This window comes from Actinomycetospora lutea, from assembly GCF_028737205.1.
Taxonomy (GTDB): Bacteria; Actinomycetota; Actinomycetes; order Mycobacteriales; family Pseudonocardiaceae; genus Actinomycetospora; species Actinomycetospora lutea.
This window is the reverse complement of sequence record NZ_JAQZAL010000019.1, coordinates 40,627-56,715: the sequence shown is the minus strand read 5'-3', so window position 1 is coordinate 56,715 and position 16,089 is coordinate 40,627. Positions and strand designations below refer to the sequence as shown.

Genomic DNA, 16,089 nt, shown 5'->3' with positions numbered 1-16,089 from the left:
GTGGAGGTTCGCACGGCAGGTATCGAGGGTGTGCGGGTGCTCGTCCCCACGCCGCACCGCGACGACCGGGGGCTGTTCACCCGCACGTTCGACGCGGCGATCGGCGCGGAGCACGGCATCGACCTGGGCCCGCAGGCCCAGGACAGCCAGTCGCGCTCCCGGCAGGGCACCCTCCGCGGCATGCACGGCCGCCGCGGGCGGGGCGAGGCCAAGCTGGTCCGCGTGGCGCACGGGGCGGTGCTCGACGTCCTCGTGGACGCCCGGCCGGACTCGCCGACGTTCGGGAGGGTGGAGAGCTTCCGCCTCGACGACGAGGACTTCCGGCACCTCTACGTGCCGCCGGGGCTGCTGCACGGCTTCCAGGCGCTCACCGAGGTCGCGGACGTCTGCTACCGCATCGACCGCCCGCACGCGCCCGGCGAGGACGTCGCCGTCGCGCACGACGACCCGGATCTCGCGATCACCTGGCCGCTGGAGGTCACCGCGATCTCCGAGCGCGACCGCACCGCCGGCTCCTGGAAGGACCTGCTCGCCTCGATGTGAGCGAACTTCGGGGCTATCGCCCCGAAGTTCGCTCACACAGCGGGTCAGCTGGGGACGGGCGTGTCAGCACCTGGTCCTGGTCCCCTGGCCCTGGGCGTCCGCCCGGCAGCCGTCGGTCCGCGCGACCGCGGTGTTGTTGCTGCCGTTGCCGGCCCGGGCACCCGTGTCGGTGCCCTGCGCGGTCGCGCTGTTGTTGTCCCCGTTGCCCGAGACGGCGGTGCTGTCCGCGCCCTGGACCCGTGCCCGGTTGTGCTCGTCCCCCGGCTCGTCGCCCGCCGCGGCGTACGTGTTCGGCCCGTGCGCGACGGCCACGTTGCCGCGTCCGGCCTCCGAGTAGCACGTCGCCGTGCCCTGCTGGACGCGCACCGTGCCGTTCGTCGACACGCAGTGGTCGGGTGCCGCGGACGCGACGCCGGCACCGAGACCCGCCAGCAGGCACGCGCCGGCGATGGCCAGCCCGCCACGGCCGAGGAACGAACGCATCATCATGAGAGCCCCCCATCGCCCCTCGCCCGGACGGCGGGGTCACGCGGGCACGATGACCACAGAGCGATACCGACGACAAGTTACGCCACTCTGATGGAGCAGGGACACCCGCGAGTTCGCGACCGTGCGTGAGCGGGACCGCCGCGCCGCGGAGCCGAGCCGGGCCTCAGCTGGGGCGCAGGGACTCGTCGAGGGTGCCGGCCTCCTGGCGGTCCTTGAGGACCGCGAGGCGGGTGAAGCGGCGGTCGAACGCCTCCTGGGTCAGGCCGCGCGCCCGGTACTCCCGGATCAGCTCCTCGGCGCCGTCGGCGACCGACCACGCGGCCCGGAACTCGGGCAGCATCTTGCCGATCTTCGTGAAGTCGACCCGGTAGGAGCGCGGGTCGCCGCCGGTCTCGCCGGTGATGACGAGCTCCGCCTCGGGCACCGCCACCTTCACCGCGTCGGCGATGTCGCGCACCTGGACGTTGTTCTCCGTCGAGCCCACGTTGAACGCCTGCGCGCGCACCGTGTCGGCCGGCGCCGCGAGCGCCGCGACGACCGCGCCGCCGATGTCCTGGGCGTGCGCCAGCGGGCGCCAGGGCGTGCCGTCGCTCATCACCAGGATGCGGCCCGAGAGCAGGGCGTGGCCGACGAGGTTGTTCAGCACGATGTCGGCGCGCAGCCGCGGCGAGAACCCGAACGCGGTGGCGTTGCGCATCGACACGGGGACGAAGTCGTCGTCGGCCATGTCGACGAGGTCGGCCTCGACGCGCACCTTCGACTCCGCGTAGGGGGTCACCGGCTTCATCGGCGCCTCCTCGTCGAGCACGTCCTCGGTGCCCGACGCCCCGTACACCGAGCAGGTCGAGGCGTAGACGAAGCGGCCGACCCCGGCCTCCTTCGCCAGCCGCGCCAGGCGGGTGGAGGCGTGGTGGTTGATGTCGTAGGTGTGCCGGGGCGCCAGGGCGCCGAGCGGGTCGTTCGACAGCGCCGCCAGGTGCACGACGGCGTCGAACCCGGCGAGCTGGTCGACGGTGACGTCGCGCAGGTCGACGGCGAGCGCCGGGGGCTCGGCCGCGGGCAGCTCGCCCAGCACGCAGTCGGCGTAGAGGCCCGAGTCGAGCCCGGTGACCTCGTGCCCCGCCTGCGTGAGCAGCGGCGCCATGAGGGTGCCGAGGTAGCCCTGGTGGCCGGTGAGCAGGACGCGCATCGTGGCGGTTCCCTCCTTGGAGTGGTCTCAGCCAGACGGTACGGGGGCGCCCAGCAGCGCCCGCGTCAGGTGGAACCCCTCCGCGTAGCGCACGCCGGCCTGCACGCCGCGCACGCGCGCGAGCCCCCGGAACGTCTCCTCGTCGAACCAGGCCCGGGCGACCTGGGACGGGTAGTGCTCGTGCAGCAGCCGGACCTTGTCGGCGACCACGTCGGGCGCCAGCGGCCACAGCAGCGGCGGCTGGGCGAGGTCCGGCTCGGCCTTGAGGATCTCGTAGCCGAGCGCGAGGTGGTCGCGGAACACCGTCGGCACGAGCTTCGCGAGCTCGCGATGGTCCTGGTGGTCGTCACCGCGGTGACCGGCGAGGACGAGGTCGGGCTCACAGGTGCGCCGGAACGCCTCCAGCTGCTCCTTGGCCCACTCCCAGTGCGTCGGGAGCCGCCCGTCGGGCATGTCGAGCACGGTGACCGCGAGGTCGGCGCCCGGGCAGAACGCCGCCAGCGCGGCGCGCTCCTCGGCCTCCCGCGGCGTCCCGCCGCCGGAGAGCACGAGCGCGCGCACGCGCAGGCCCGGACGCGCCCGACAGAGCGTCAGGACGGTGCCGCCCGCGCCGATCGGGATGTCGTCGCAGTGCGCGGCGAGCAGGACCAGCTCGTCGACGGTCTCGGGGAGCAGCGCGCGCACGGCTCAGCGGCCGAGGGCCTCGTCGACGAGGCCCTCCAGCGGCGGGCGCTCGGGCTCGCGCTCCCACACCATCCAGGGCCGGGTGCCGGCGCGGTAGGCGGCCTCGAGCGCGTTGCGCTCCTTGAGGGTGTCCGCCGGCTGCCAGAACCCGTCGTAGACGTAGGACAGCAGCCTGCCCTCCTTGGCCAGCGCGGTGCAGGCGTCGCCGACGAGGTCGCCGTTCTCCGGGATGTAGTCGATCGCCTCGGGCCGCAGCGCGAAGTACCCGCCGTTCTCGCGGATCCGCATGTCGGTGACCGGGTAGATCGAGTTGACCCGCTCGCCCGGGTCGATGTCCACGATGTGGAACACCGCCTGCGGCGGGACCGCGAGCAACGACGCCGTCGCGTCCGAGCCCCGGAAGCGATCGATCATGTCGTCGATCGGGGCGTCGGTGAGCACGTCCGCGTAGTTGGCGAGGAAGACGTCCTCGTCCTCCACGAGGTGGCGCACGCGGCGCAGGCGCTCACCGATCGGCGACTCCAGGCCGGTGTGGACGAAGTGGATCGTCCAGTCGGCGATGTCCGAGCCCTGCAGCTCGATCTCGCCATGGCGCATGACGAAGTCGTTCGACTCGGTCTCGTGGTAGTCGAGGAAGTAGTTCTTGACGTGGTGGGCGCCGTAGCCCAGGCAGAGGATGAACTCCTTGTGCCCGTAGTGCGCGTAGTAGCGCATCACGTGCCAGATGAGCGGGCGGGGCCCGACCATCTGCATCGGCTTCGGGGCATCGGAGTCACCGTTGCGCATCCGCATGCCGTAGCCACCGCAGAAGAGGACGACCTTCACGGGTCGACAACCTTGCCAGAGCCCGGCTCGACCACCTGCAGCGAGGGGATGGGGTACACGAGCTTCCCTCCCCAGTCGGCCACGTGCGCGAGCTGCGCGGTGATCTCCTCGCGCAGGTTCCACGGCAGCACCAGCACGTAGTCGGGGCGGTCGGCGTCGATCCGCTCCGGCGGGTGGATCGGGATCCGCGTGCCCGGCGTGTACCGGCCGTGCTTGTAGGGGTTGCGGTCGACGGTGTAGGCGAGCAGGTCCGGGCGGATGCCGCAGTAGTTCAGCAGCGTGTTGCCCTTGCCCGGGGCGCCGTACCCGGCGACGGTCCGTCCGGCGTCCGCGGCCTCGATGAGGAAGCGCACGAGGTCGTTGCGGATGCGCGAGACCTCGCCGGCGAACCCGGCGTGGCCCTCGACCGTCTCGAGCCCGGCGGCGGCCTCCTCGGCCAGCACGTCGGCGACGGCCTGGGACGCGCTCGTCAACCCTGGTCCAGCTCCGCTGCGCTGCGTGTCCGCCCCCAGCTCGGTCGGCCGCGCCCAGCAGCGGATCGACCCGCCGTGGGTCGGGAGCAGCTCGACGTCGACCAGCTCGAGACCGCCCGAGCGCAGCGCCTTCTGCGCGGTGCCGAGCGTGTAGTACTGGAAGTGCTCGTGGTAGATCGTGTCGAACTGGCGGTGGCGCATCAGCGTGAGCAGGTGCTGCACCTCGATCGACACCCAGCCGTCGTCGGCCACCATCGCGCGCAGCCCCTGGGTGAAGCCCACCACGTCGGGGATGTGCGCGTAGACGTTGTTCGCCACGACGAGGGCGGCGGGGCCGTGCTCGGAGCGGACGGCCGCGCCGGTCTCCGGGGACAGGAACGCCGTGAGCGTGGGCACGCCCTTCTCCCGGGCGGCCGCGCCGACGTTGGCGCTGGGCTCGACGCCGACCGCGCGCATCCCGTCGGCGACGACGTGCTGGAGCAGGTAGCCGTCGTTGCTCGCCGCCTCGACCACCAGCGAGTCGGGCCCCAGCCCGGCGCGCGCGGTGGCGGCGGTGACGAAGCGCCGCGCGTGCTCGACCCACGACGTCGAGAACGACGAGAAGTACGCGTACTCGGTGAACGTCTCATCGGGGTCGATCAGGGGCGGCAGCTGCACGAGCAGGCACGAGCGGCAGACCCGCGGGTGGAGCGGGAACGTCGGCTCGGGCGCCTCGAGGGCCTCCTCGGTGAGGAAGAGCTCGCAGGGCGGGGTCGCGCCGAGGTCGACGAAGCTCGCCAGGTCGGCCGAGCCGCAGAGGCGGCAGATGATCTTTTCCAAGGCGTCCGTCTCAGTAGGCACCGTCACCGCGGAACACCGCGGAGACCGTCTTCCACATGATCACCAGGTCCATCGCGGGCGACCAGTTCTCCACGTACCGCAGGTCCAGGCGGACCGACTCCTCCCACGACAGGTCGGAGCGGCCGCTGACCTGCCAGAGCCCGGTCATGCCGGGCCGGACGAGGAACTTGCGCTTGGCGGCGTCGGTGTAGGCGTCGATCTCGCCCGGCAGCGGCGGGCGGGGACCGACGAGCGACATCGAGCCGCCGATGACGTTGAACAACTGCGGGAGCTCGTCGAGCGAGTAGCGGCGCAGCAGCTGGCCGATCCGGGTGACGCGCGGGTCCCTGCGCAGCTTGAACAGCGGCCCGGAGCCGTCGTTGGTGCCGGCGAGCAGGTCCTCGCGCAGCTTGTCCGCGTCCGGGACCATCGACCGGAACTTGATCATCCGGAAGGTCTTGCCACGCTGCCCGACGCGGGTCTGGCGGTAGAACACCGGGCCGCCGTCGAGCTTGACGATCACGGCGATGACCGCGAACACCGGCAGCAGCAGGAGCAGCAGCGCGGCGGTCGTGACCCGGTCGAACATCAGCTTGAACACGCGCGGCACGCCCGAGAGGCGCGGCTCGGTGAGGCGCAGCAGCGGCAGGCCGTCGACGGGCGCGACGTGCAGGCGCGGGCCGGCGACCTCCATGAGGCCCGGGTCGACGACGAGCTCCGAGCCGGTGCCCTCGAGGTCCCACGCGAGGCGGTGCAGGCGCTTCGGGCTCCAGCCCGGCGTCGGGGCGACGGCGACGACGCCGTAGCGCCCGCTGCGCACGCTGGAGGAGAGGTCGTCGAGGTCGCCGATGACCGGGACGCCGGCCACGTGGCCCTGCCCCTCCTCGCCGAGACCGGTCGGGGTGCAGGCGGCGATGACCACCCAGCCCATGTGCGGCACGCGGCGGGTGCGCTCGACGAGGTCGCGCACGGCCTGCTCGGTGCCGACGGCGAGCACCGGCAGCATCCCGCGGCCGCGCTTGCGGGCCTGGTGCAGCCAGCGGCGCAGCAGGTAGCGGCCGGCCATCGTGGCGAGGCCCGCGACCGGCAGCACGCCGAACACCCACGGCCGCACCCCGAGGCGCTCGAACGCCAGACCACCGAGGCCCAGGACGATCGCGGCGGAGACGAACGCCCGGATCAGTCGGCTCCACTCCTCGGCGCCCTGCCCGAGGGTTCGGGGGTCCCACGCCCGGCACGCGACGATCGCCAGCGGGACGATGACGGCGACCGCACCGGCCATGGCCCAGGGGTTCGAACTCCAGGGAGCCTCGGTGCCCTCCCCGAAGCCGATGAAGGCACCGAGGAGGACGCAGACCGCGAGGGTCGCCAGGTCCGAGGCCGCAACCGCCAGCGCGAACTTGCGCTGCCAGCTGGTCGCGACCGCCACGCTGCCCGGCTGCTCCGGGCCCTCGTCCTCCCAGATGCGGACGAAGCCGGGCGCGGTGGGCGCGGGCTCGACGAACACCTCGGAGCTCGCGATCGGGGTCCGGTCGTCCACCAGCCCGCCGGTGAGGTCCTCCGCGAGGCCGCCAGCGGGCCCGCCCACCTCGCGCAGCGGTCGCTGCACGAGGTCGTGCTGTTCGCCGAGCTCTGCTCGCCCGTTCGTCACGTCGCCCCCGTCGTGGGTCGGGTGGGCCTCCACCCTGTGCCCGTCGTCGGAATGGACAGCTCTTCTGAGACGTGGGACGTCCGAGTCGCGCCCGGGTTGCCCCGAGGGTCGGACGTGATCCCACACCTGCCTCCACCCCTCTCGATCAACGCGGCGGACGACGTGAGGTCACGGCGCGTCCCCTCATCCGGCTGCTCCGGACGAGCGAGCGGTCCGACGCCTCCGTCATCCTCGCGTATCAGCGGTCGGTATCGCCCGGGGGTCTCCGCGCGGGGACGGTGGTGCGGCTCGCCCGGGAGGCTGGGCCGACCGTCACCGAGAGCGAGATCACGGGTCACCCGAACCGGTGGGGCCGCAGCCGACGGAGGCTTCACGATGCGCCTCGGTATCGTCGGGACAGGGCGCGCATCGTCGCGCACCGTCCGTGACGAGACGCGGGCCGCCGACGCCGTCCGGCGCCCGGCGCGATGCCGCACCGGCTCTCGCCGGTCGAGACCCAGGGTTGGAGCCCACACCTTGCGGAGCAGACCCGCCGTCCCGCCGCTCACGACGCGTGGGTGGCTCGCCGGCCTCGTGGGCTCCCTGGTCGTCCTGGCCCTCGTCCTCGGGGTGATCGCCGCGGTTCCGGCGGCCGCCTCCCCCGCGTCGTCCCCCTCACCCTCCTCGGACCGACCCCTCTGGTCGCTGCCCGAGTCCGGCGACCTGCTCTCGGCCTTCTCGCGCAACGACTACGACGAGCAGGACGGCTCGCCGCAACAGGTGACCTCGCCGGACGACCCGGCGCGCCAGGCCGTGCAGTTCACGGTGCCCGGCGGCGCGCAGCGCTCGGAGATGCGGCCCCGCGTGCCCGACCAGACCGAGGGCACGACGCAGTACTACACCTACGTGGCGAAGCTCCCCGACGAGTTCCCGGCCGAGGTCGACACCTGGCAGCTGCTGCTGCAGTGGCACCAGTACGGCGACTCGGGCTCGCCGCCGGTCGCCGTGGAGATTCGGGACAACCGGCTCATGCTCGCGGCGGAGGGCGGCGACCTGCAGGACCTCGGGCCGGTCGCGGCCGGCGACCGGATCGACCTCACGATGCGGATCGCCTTCTCCCGTGACCCCGACCAGGGCTCGGTCGACGTCTGGCGTGACGGCAGCCCGGTGCTGCAGGGCTACCGGCCGCCGAGCGGCACGCTGCTCGACGGCGGCAACTACATGAAGGTCGGGCTCTACCGCGACACCTCGGTCTCGGAGACCGGCCGGGTCTGGCTCGAGGACCTGCGGGTCGGGTCGAGCCTGGCTTCGGTGCAATCGTCGATCTCGGCGTCGAACCGCATCCCGTCGGAGAGCGACCCGGCCAACAACCCGAGCGCCCCGGGCGGCGGGTCGTCCACCGAGACGCTCACCTGGGTCGCGGCGGGCCTGCTCGTCGTCGTGGCGGCCCTGGCGGTGCTGTCCCTGCGCCGGCGGCGCACCCACGGCTAGATCGCACGGTGCCGGTCAGCCCGATCGTGGGCGTCCGCCCCGGCGTGGGACGATCGCGGTGACCCGCCGGTGCGGGCGATCCGCCGTGGTGTAAGGGCAACACCTCGGATTTTGGTTCCGATGATCCTGGTTCGAATCCAGGCGGCGGAGCAGGACGTCCGGGGGCCGATCGCTGCCCGGCGACGGCGGACGGTGTCTCCCGCAGGCCGGATCCACCGTGCGGTGGACGGTCCGCCGGCGGCCGCGCGTCGTCGTGTGCACGCCGAGGTGTCCGGTGTCGACACGGACCGGTGACCGCCGGTCGCTCGCGCCGACGGCGTCGCCGAGGCCGTGGAGCTGCTGCGCGCGGCGACGGTGCTCGTCGACCCCGAGCGCGGTCCCGCATCCACGGCCGCCGGGCGCGGGGCAGCGCGGCGGGCACCGAGAAGACGCCGGCCCGGCGCCCGCACACTGACCATGACGAAGAGGTCTGCCCGGGACATCACCCGGGTAGAGCCTTCGCCATGGCGAACTCCGACGGGCCCCACACCGTCGACGGCGTCACCGTCACGCCGCCGAGTCTCGTCCGGCGCGCGGTCACCGCGTCCGGGATCGGCAACGTCACCGAGTGGTACGACTTCGGTGTCTACGCCTATCTGGAGACGACGATCCAGATGGTGTTCCTGCCGCCCGGCACGGCCGGCGGCCCGGTCATCACGGCGGGGCTGTTCGCGGCGTCGTTCCTCGCGCGGCCCTTCGGCGGGCTGTTCTTCGGGCCGCTGGCCGACCGCATCGGCCGCACCAAGACCCTCGCCACGACGATGCTGCTGATGGCCGTGGCCACGTTCGGGATCGGCGTGCTGCCCACGTACGCCTCCATCGGGCTGGCGGCGCCGCTGCTGCTGCTCCTGTGCCGGCTGCTGCAGGGCTTCTCCACCGGCGGGGAGTACGCCGGCGCGATGACGTTCGTCGCCGAGTACGCGCCGGACCGCCGCCGCGGCTTCCTGGCGAGCTTCCTGGAGTTCGGCACGATCACCGGCTACCTGCTCGGCGCCGGCGTGGTCACCGTGCTGCAGGCGGTCCTCGGTGAGGACTCCCCCGAGCTCCTGAGCTGGGGCTGGCGCATCCCGTTCCTCATCGCCCTGCCGATGGGCATGATCGGGCTCTACCTGCGCTACCGCCTCGAGGAGACCCCGGCGTTCACCCAGCTGTCGGAGTCCTCCGAGGAGCAGAGCCAGCAGTCGTTCCGGGAGTTCTTCCGCGCCGCGGCCCGCTACGGGTGGCGCCCGGTGCTCGTCTGCGGTGGCCTGGTGATCGTCTTCAACGTCACCAACTACACGCTCACCACCGTCGTGCCCACCTACCTCACCGAGACGCTCGGCCAGTACGGGGCCCCGACGGTCACGACGACGACGTCGCACGTCCTGCAGATCATCCTGTTCCTCGTGCTCCTGGCCATCGTGCCGGTGCTCGGCAAGCTCGCCGACCGCGTCGGCCGCAAGCCGATCATCCTCACCGGCTGCGTCATGCTCGTGGTGCTCGCCCTGCCGGCGTTCCTGCTGATGCGCACCGGGGCGATCCCGGGCGTCCTCGGGGGCCTGCTCCTGCTGGGGATCACGATGGTGTGCTTCAACGCGACCATGCCCTCCACGCTGCCCGCGCTGTTCAGCACCGGCGTGCGCTACGGGTCGCTCGCGATCACCTTCAACATCGCGGTCTCGGTGTTCGGCGGCACCACGTCGGTCATCGTCGAGGGACTCATCGCCCTCACCGGCGTGCTGGTGATGCCGGCGGTGTACCTGATGCTCGCGGCCGTGGTCGGGCTCGTCGCCGTGCGGTACCTGCGGGAACCGGGCAATCAGCCGCTCCCGGGCTCGCAGCCCTCGGCCACCTCGGACGAGGAGGCCCGCGAGCTCGCCGCGGCGCGCTGAGCGACGTCCGGGTGGCCCGCAGGAGCACGTCCGTGGGCCGCTCGCGCGGGTCGAACGAGCGCGTGCGCTCGACGATCGGTTTGAGCACCAGTCACGCCCACGGCCAGCAGCGCCGTCACCAGCACGCGGACTCGATCCGCGGCGCGGACGAGGCGGCCGTGGCGGCCCGCCCGCAACGGTGTGGCGGTGGGGATCGTGCCCGTCGACGAGCGCGGCATGGCCGTACAGGGTGCCCGATCACCGGGGCGGTTCGAGGGGGCTCCCCGGGACGGGGCAGAGTGGTCCCCCGATGGGCGGTCGTCGGTCGACACCTCGGCGCGTACCGCCACTCTCGGGAGCGCCGGAGGTGGGCATGCCCGCGGACCACGGCCAGGAGCGCGCGCCCACCGCCTCGACGACCACCGTCCACGCCGTCGCCCCGCAGTGGCAGGCCCGCGCCGAGGCGCGCGCCGCGCTGCTCGAGCGCACGAGCAGCGCCCTGCTGACCGCCACCCTCGTCCCCTCCCCCGACCCGCACGGCAGCGCCGCGGAGCTCGACGCCGCGCTGGCCGCGCCCGCCGCGCGCACGGGCGAGCCGGGGCTGCGGGCGCTGCTGCTGCGCCAGAACCTCGTCGCGCGCGTGCTGCTGGCCGCGGAGCCGGGCGGGTCCGGGGTCGCGGCCGCGCCGGACGGCCGGACCGACGCGCAGCTCGACGAGCTGCTGGAGCTCGTCGCCGCCCACGGGCTGTCGCTGTTCGGCGCCGACGCGCAGATGCTGCGGGCGCGGCGCGCGCTGCTCGTCGGCGACGAGGAGGCCGCGCTCTCGGCGGTGGCGACCGGGCTGGCGCACCTCGAGGAGCCCGTCCTCGTCGACCACGCGCCCACCGTCGCCGAGCACCGCCACAACGTGGACTGCTCGCGGCGCCTCGCGGCCAGCACCCTGATCTCGCTGGGCCTGCACGACCTCGCCGACACCCTCGTCGCGCCGCCCGGGGACGACCTCGCCGGCGGCTACGAGCGGGTGCGCCTCGGGGTGTCGTGGGGCCTGCGCCTCGAGCGCGCCGGGCGCCCGGGCGGCGAGCGCCTCGGCGAGGCCCTCGCGGTGGCCGGACGCCTGTGCCGGCGCGCGTCGGGCACCCAGCGCCCGCTGCTCGCCGCCGCCGGGGTGCTCGCCTGCCCGAGCCGCGGGCCGGCGCCCACCGCCGACGAGCGCCGGCTGGCCCGCCGCAGCGCCGCCGCGCTGGCGGCGGGGAACGTGGTGCCCTCCCAGCACGACCGCCTGGTCGTCGAGCTCGCCCGGGCCCGCGCGCTCGAGCGGGCGGGCGACGACGACGCCGCGGTCGCCGTGCTCGCGAGCCGCCGGGCCCGCCCGCCCCGGGGCGAGGCGAGCCTCATGCTCGCCGTCACGCGCGAGCTCGCGCGGTTGCGCACGCGGATCGCGACCTCCGGCGGCCCCCGCCAGGGGGCCGAGGCGGCGCTGGGCGACTACGTCGCCGACCTCGAGGCCGAGCTGTGGGCGCTGCACCGGGCGCGGGCGCTGTCGCTGCACACCGGGCTGGCCCACGACCGCCTGCGCCGCGAGCACGGGCAGGTCACCGCCCTCGCGCTCGCCGACCCGCTGACCGGGCTGCCGAACCGCCGCGCGCTCGACCGGCACCTCGCCGAGGTGCTCGACCGCGCCGCGTCCCCCGCCGTGGCGATGATCGACGTCGACCGCTTCAAGCAGATCAACGACACCGCCTCCCACGCGCGCGGCGACGAGGTGCTGCGCGGTGTGGCGACGGCGCTGCGCTCGTCGCTGCGGGCCCCGGACCTCGTGGCGCGCTACGGCGGCGACGAGTTCGTCGTCGTGCTCCCGGACACCGCGGTCGCCGACGCGGCCGCCGCGCTGGGTCGCGCCCGCGCCGCGGTGGCGGCGCTGCCGGCCGCGCAGGGCCGGCCGGTGACGCTCTCGGTGGGGGTGGTCGCGGCCTGCGCCGGCGAGGGTCCCGCCGACGTCCTCGCCCGGGCCGACGCCGCGATGTACGCCGCGAAGCGGGCCGGCGGCGACGCGGTCCGCACCCACGACGGTCCCGCCACCGGTCCGTGCCCGGCCGGACCCCGGTGACCGGTGGGGGACGCCCCAGGCCGCACGCCCCGGCCGGGCGGTGAGGACGCGGTCGTAGGATCGGCCCGTCGAGCCCCGGACCCGGGGCCGGTCCGTGCAGGAGTGGCAGGAGTGGGAGTCACCGAGCCGATGCCGCCGAGCCCGACCGCCAGCCCGACAGCCGTTGTCGTCCTGGCCGCCGGCGAGGGCACGCGGATGCACTCGGCGACGCCGAAGGTGCTCCACCCCGTCGGCGGGCGCAGCCTGCTCGGCCACGCGGTGCACGCCGCCGCCGGCACGGCCCCCGAGCACCTGGTCGTGGTGGTCGGCCACGAGCGCGAGCAGGTCGGCACCCACACCCTCGGGCTCGCCGCCGAGCTCGACCGGGAGGTGCTCACGGCGGTGCAGGACCGCCGGCGGGGCACCGGGCACGCGGTGGCCTGCGGCGTCGCGCGGCTGCCCGACGACCTCACCGGCACCGTCCTCGTCTCCTACGGCGACGTGCCGCTGCTGGACGCGGCGACCCTGCGCGCGCTGATCGGCGAGCACGCCTCCGGCGACTACGCCGTCACGCTGCTGACCGCCGAGCTCGACGACCCGCGCGGGTACGGCCGCGTCGTGCGGGACGAGGCCAACCAGGTCACCTCGATCGTCGAGCACCGGGACGCCACCCTCGACCAGCTCGCGATCAACGAGGTCAACTCGGGGGTCTACGCGTTCGACCTGGTGTTCCTGCGCGACGCGCTGAGCCGCCTGACCACCGACAACGCGCAGGGCGAGCTCTACCTCACCGACGTCGTGGCGATCGCGGCCCGCGAGGAGCGTGGGGTCGGCGCCGTCGAGACCTCCGACCCGTGGCTCGTCGCCGGCGTCAACGACCGGGTGCAGATGGCCGAGCTGGGCGCCGAGCTCAACCGCCGCCTGCTCGAGCGCTGGATGCGCGCCGGCGTCACGGTCGTCGACCCCCGCTCGACCTGGGTGGACGTCGGCGTCCGCCTCGAGCGCGACGTGACGCTGCACCCCGGCACCCAGCTGCACGGGAGCACGACCGTCGCCGAGGGCGCGGCGATCGGCCCCGACACCACGCTCACCGACGTCGCCGTGGGCGCGCGGGCCGCGGTGGTGCGCACGCACGGGTCGTCGTCGCGGATCGGGCCGGAGACCTCGGTGGGCCCCTTCGCCTACCTGCGCCCCGGCGTCGAGCTGGACGCCCGGGGCAAGATCGGCACGTTCGTCGAGGTCAAGAACGCGCACATCGGCGAGGGCAGCAAGGTCCCGCACCTGACCTACGTCGGCGACGCCACCATCGGCGAGGGCAGCAACATCGGCGCGTCCTCGGTGTTCGTCAACTACGACGGCGTCACCAAGCACCGTACGGTCGTGGGATCGCACGTCCGCACCGGTTCGGACAACACGTTCGTCGCCCCGGTGACGATCGGGGACGGCGCCTACACCGGAGCGGGCACCGTCGTCCGCGAGGACGTGCCTCCCGGCGCCCTCGCGGTGTCCTCGGGGCCGCAGCGCACCCTCGAGGGCTGGGTGACCCGGAAGCGTCCGGGCACCGCCGCGGCGCAGGCCGCCGAACAGGCCGCGAAGGCCGCCACCCGAGCCGCGGGTGAGGGCCGGGACAACCACACGACCGAGCGGCTCGAGCAGGAGGACCCGTGACCGTCAGCATGTCGTCGACCCCGAAGAAGAGCCTCATGCTCTTCTCCGGACGGGCGCATCCCGAGCTCGCCGAGGAGATCGCCAAGGAGCTCGACGTCACGATCACCCCCCAGTCGGCGTACGACTTCGCCAACGGGGAGATCTTCGTCCGCTTCGAGGAGTCGGTCCGCGGCTCCGACGCGTTCGTGATCCAGAGCCACACCGATCCCATCAACCAGTGGATCATGGAGCAGCTCATCATGATCGACGCCCTGAAGCGGGCGTCGGCCAAGCGGATCACCGCGGTCGTGCCGTTCTACGGCTACGCCCGGCAGGACAAGAAGCACCGCGGCCGCGAGCCCATCTCCGCGCGGCTCGTCGCCGACATGCTCAAGACCGCCGGCGCGCACCGGATCATGACGATCGACCTGCACACGGACCAGATCCAGGGCTTCTTCGACGGCCCCGTCGACCACCTGCTGGCCAACAAGGTCCTCGCCGAGCACCTGCGCGACGCCTACTCCGGAGAGGACCTCGCCGTCGTCGCCCCCGACTCCGGCCGCGTCCGCGTCGCCGAGAAGTGGGCGGACATGATGGGCGGCGTCCCGCTGGCCTTCATCCACAAGACCCGCGACAAGACCCGCCCCAACGAGGTCGCCGCCAACCGCGTCGTCGGTGAGGTCGAGGGCCGCTGCTGCATCCTCGTCGACGACATGATCGACACCGGCGGGACGATCGCCAAGGCCACCGAGGCGCTGCTCGCCGACGGCGCGTCCGACGTCGTCATCGCCGCGACCCACGGCGTGCTCTCCGGCCCGGCCGTCGAGCGGCTCTCGACCTGCGGGGCGCGCGAGGTCATCGTCACCAACACCCTGCCGATCCCGGACGAGAAGCGCTTCCCGTCGCTGACCGTGCTCTCGATCGCGCCGGTCATCGCGCGTGCCGTCCGGGAGGTCTTCGAGGACGGTTCGGTCACGAACCTCTTCGACGGCAACGCCTAGCGTCGTAGCCTCCTGAGCCATGGGTCTCTGGACCGAGCACGTCGTCCCGCGGATCGTCGACGTCGCGCTCGGGACCGAGGAGGTCCGGGCGGTGCGCGAGCGCGTCGTCTCCCGGGCCCGTGGCGAGGTCGTGGAGCTCGGGTTCGGCAGCGGGCCGACCCTGCCGCTCTACCCGGCGGCGGTGACCTCGGTGCGCGCCGTGGAGCCGTCGGCGGTCGCGCGACGGCGCGGCGCCCGGCGCATCGCGGAGGCGAGCGTCCCGGTCGAGCACGTCGGCCTCGACGGCGCGCACCTCGACCTTCCCGACGACTGCGCCGACACGGTCGTCAGCACCTTCACGCTCTGCACGATCCCGGACGTGGAGCTGGCGCTGCGCGAGGTGCGCCGGATCCTTCGCCCCGGCGGGCAGCTGCTCTTCGCAGAGCACGGCCTGTCCCCCGACCCCCGCACCGCCCGCTGGCAGCACCGCCTCGACGGCCTGCAGCAGCGCGTCGTCGGCGGCTGCCACCTCACGCGACCGATCGACGGCCTCATCCGCGACGCGGGCCTGAGGATCCTCGACCTCGAGCACGAGCAGGTCCGCGGCCCGGCGGTGGCAACGTACCTCTACCTCGGCGCCGCGACCCCCTGAGCCGGGAGGTCAGCGGCGGCGGGCGAGCAGCGCCGCCTGGGGCATCGGCGCCGCCCGCGACGTCGGCTCCGGTGCGCGGACGACGCGGGCGGTGACGTCGAACCCCGCCGCGTCGAGGAGGGCGGCGACGGCGTCGGGCCGGAGGCGGCGGAAGTCGAGGCGGACGCGGTGACCGAAGGCCTCGTCGTGGTGCGACACGTCGTCGCCGACCTGGAACCCGAGCAGCAGGTGCCCACCCGGCGCCAGCGCGCGCCGGACGCCGGCCAGCACCCCGGGCAGCTCGTCCGTGGGCACGTGGATGAGCGAGTACCAGGCCACGATCCCGCCGAGCGACGCCTCGGTGACGTCGAGGGCGGCCATGTCCCCCACGGCGAACCCGATGGCGGGGTGCTCGGCACGCGCCAGCTCGACCATCGCCGGCGACAGGTCGACACCGCGGACCCGCACGCCGAGCCCGTGCAGGTGCGCGGCGACGCCGCCGGGGCCGCTGCCGACCTCGAGCACCTCGCCGTCGACGATCTCCGCGAACGCCCCGAGCACCGCGCGGTCGAGCGGGGACCCCGCCAGCTCGTCGCGGAAGTGTTCGGCGTACGCCCCGGCGATGGCGTCGTAGCCCGCGCGCGTCGCCTCCCGGTCGAGGGTCACGCACGCACCCTAGGTATCGTGGGCGACGTACTTCGGCGAGGGCCGCC

Annotated in this window: 14 protein-coding genes and 1 tRNA gene; 8 read left to right on the top strand and 7 right to left on the bottom strand. The window is 74.0% G+C overall.

Going from position 1 to position 16,089, the window contains the following annotated elements; all coding sequences use genetic code 11:
- Entirely contained in the window at positions 1 to 543 is a 543-nt protein-coding gene (locus tag PHK61_RS20515) for a dTDP-4-dehydrorhamnose 3,5-epimerase family protein (protein WP_274282871.1), read from the top strand.
- A 63-nt stretch (positions 544 to 606) separates the two neighbouring features.
- Here the strand turns inward: PHK61_RS20515 and PHK61_RS20510 are convergent, their stop codons facing one another.
- From PHK61_RS20510 to PHK61_RS20485, 6 genes are all read right to left on the bottom strand, one after another.
- The gene (locus PHK61_RS20510; RefSeq protein WP_274282870.1) at positions 607 to 1,032 is read right to left on the bottom strand and encodes a hypothetical protein; all 426 of its coding nucleotides are present in this window, start codon (positions 1,030 to 1,032) and stop codon (positions 607 to 609) included.
- Between the two features lie 163 nt (positions 1,033 to 1,195).
- The gene (locus tag PHK61_RS20505; protein WP_274282869.1) at positions 1,196 to 2,221 is read right to left on the bottom strand and encodes an NAD-dependent epimerase/dehydratase family protein; all 1,026 of its coding nucleotides are present in this window, start codon (positions 2,219 to 2,221) and stop codon (positions 1,196 to 1,198) included.
- Between the two features lie 27 nt (positions 2,222 to 2,248).
- On the bottom strand, positions 2,249 to 2,905 hold the full coding sequence (locus PHK61_RS20500; RefSeq protein ID WP_274282868.1) for a PIG-L deacetylase family protein: 657 nt from the start codon (positions 2,903 to 2,905) through the stop codon (positions 2,249 to 2,251).
- 3 nt (positions 2,906 to 2,908) lie between these two features.
- The gene (locus PHK61_RS20495; RefSeq protein ID WP_274282867.1) at positions 2,909 to 3,730 is read right to left on the bottom strand and encodes a glycosyltransferase family protein; all 822 of its coding nucleotides are present in this window, start codon (positions 3,728 to 3,730) and stop codon (positions 2,909 to 2,911) included.
- Positions 3,727 to 5,022, bottom strand: coding sequence for a class I SAM-dependent methyltransferase (locus PHK61_RS20490; RefSeq protein WP_274282866.1), 1,296 nt, complete (start codon positions 5,020 to 5,022; stop codon positions 3,727 to 3,729). The genes PHK61_RS20495 and PHK61_RS20490 overlap by 4 nt, the downstream gene beginning before the upstream one ends.
- Positions 5,023 to 5,032: 10 nt before the next feature.
- The gene (locus tag PHK61_RS20485; protein ID WP_274282865.1) at positions 5,033 to 6,706 is read right to left on the bottom strand and encodes a sugar transferase; all 1,674 of its coding nucleotides are present in this window, start codon (positions 6,704 to 6,706) and stop codon (positions 5,033 to 5,035) included.
- Between the two features lie 483 nt (positions 6,707 to 7,189).
- Here PHK61_RS20485 and PHK61_RS20480 point away from each other — a divergent pair, with 483 nt between their 5' ends.
- The 7 genes from PHK61_RS20480 (at position 7,190) to PHK61_RS20450 (ending at position 15,397) form a co-directional block, all read left to right on the top strand.
- Complete coding sequence (locus tag PHK61_RS20480; RefSeq protein ID WP_274282864.1) at positions 7,190 to 8,143, top strand: polysaccharide lyase family 20 protein; 954 nt, start codon at positions 7,190 to 7,192, stop codon at positions 8,141 to 8,143.
- A 79-nt stretch (positions 8,144 to 8,222) separates the two neighbouring features.
- Positions 8,223 to 8,293 (top strand) — tRNA-Gln (locus PHK61_RS20475).
- Between the two features lie 353 nt (positions 8,294 to 8,646).
- The gene (locus PHK61_RS20470) at positions 8,647 to 10,053 is read left to right on the top strand and encodes an MFS transporter (protein WP_274282863.1); all 1,407 of its coding nucleotides are present in this window, start codon (positions 8,647 to 8,649) and stop codon (positions 10,051 to 10,053) included.
- 352 nt (positions 10,054 to 10,405) lie between these two features.
- Positions 10,406 to 12,139, top strand: a complete 1,734-nt coding sequence (locus PHK61_RS20465) for a GGDEF domain-containing protein (protein WP_274282862.1) — start codon at positions 10,406 to 10,408, stop codon at positions 12,137 to 12,139.
- Positions 12,140 to 12,268: 129 nt separating this feature from the next.
- A complete protein-coding gene (glmU, locus tag PHK61_RS20460) occupies positions 12,269 to 13,786 on the top strand; it encodes a bifunctional UDP-N-acetylglucosamine diphosphorylase/glucosamine-1-phosphate N-acetyltransferase GlmU (protein WP_274282960.1) in 1,518 nt (505 codons plus the stop codon).
- An 8-nt stretch (positions 13,787 to 13,794) separates the two neighbouring features.
- Positions 13,795 to 14,766, top strand: a complete 972-nt coding sequence (locus PHK61_RS20455; RefSeq protein WP_274282959.1) for a ribose-phosphate diphosphokinase — start codon at positions 13,795 to 13,797, stop codon at positions 14,764 to 14,766.
- A 19-nt stretch (positions 14,767 to 14,785) separates the two neighbouring features.
- On the top strand, positions 14,786 to 15,397 hold the full coding sequence (locus tag PHK61_RS20450) for a class I SAM-dependent methyltransferase (protein ID WP_274282861.1): 612 nt from the start codon (positions 14,786 to 14,788) through the stop codon (positions 15,395 to 15,397).
- A gap of 9 nt (positions 15,398 to 15,406) precedes the next feature.
- Here the strand turns inward: PHK61_RS20450 and PHK61_RS20445 are convergent, their stop codons facing one another.
- Complete coding sequence (locus tag PHK61_RS20445) at positions 15,407 to 16,042, bottom strand: class I SAM-dependent DNA methyltransferase (protein WP_274282860.1); 636 nt, start codon at positions 16,040 to 16,042, stop codon at positions 15,407 to 15,409.
- Positions 16,043 to 16,089 lie beyond the last annotated feature (47 nt).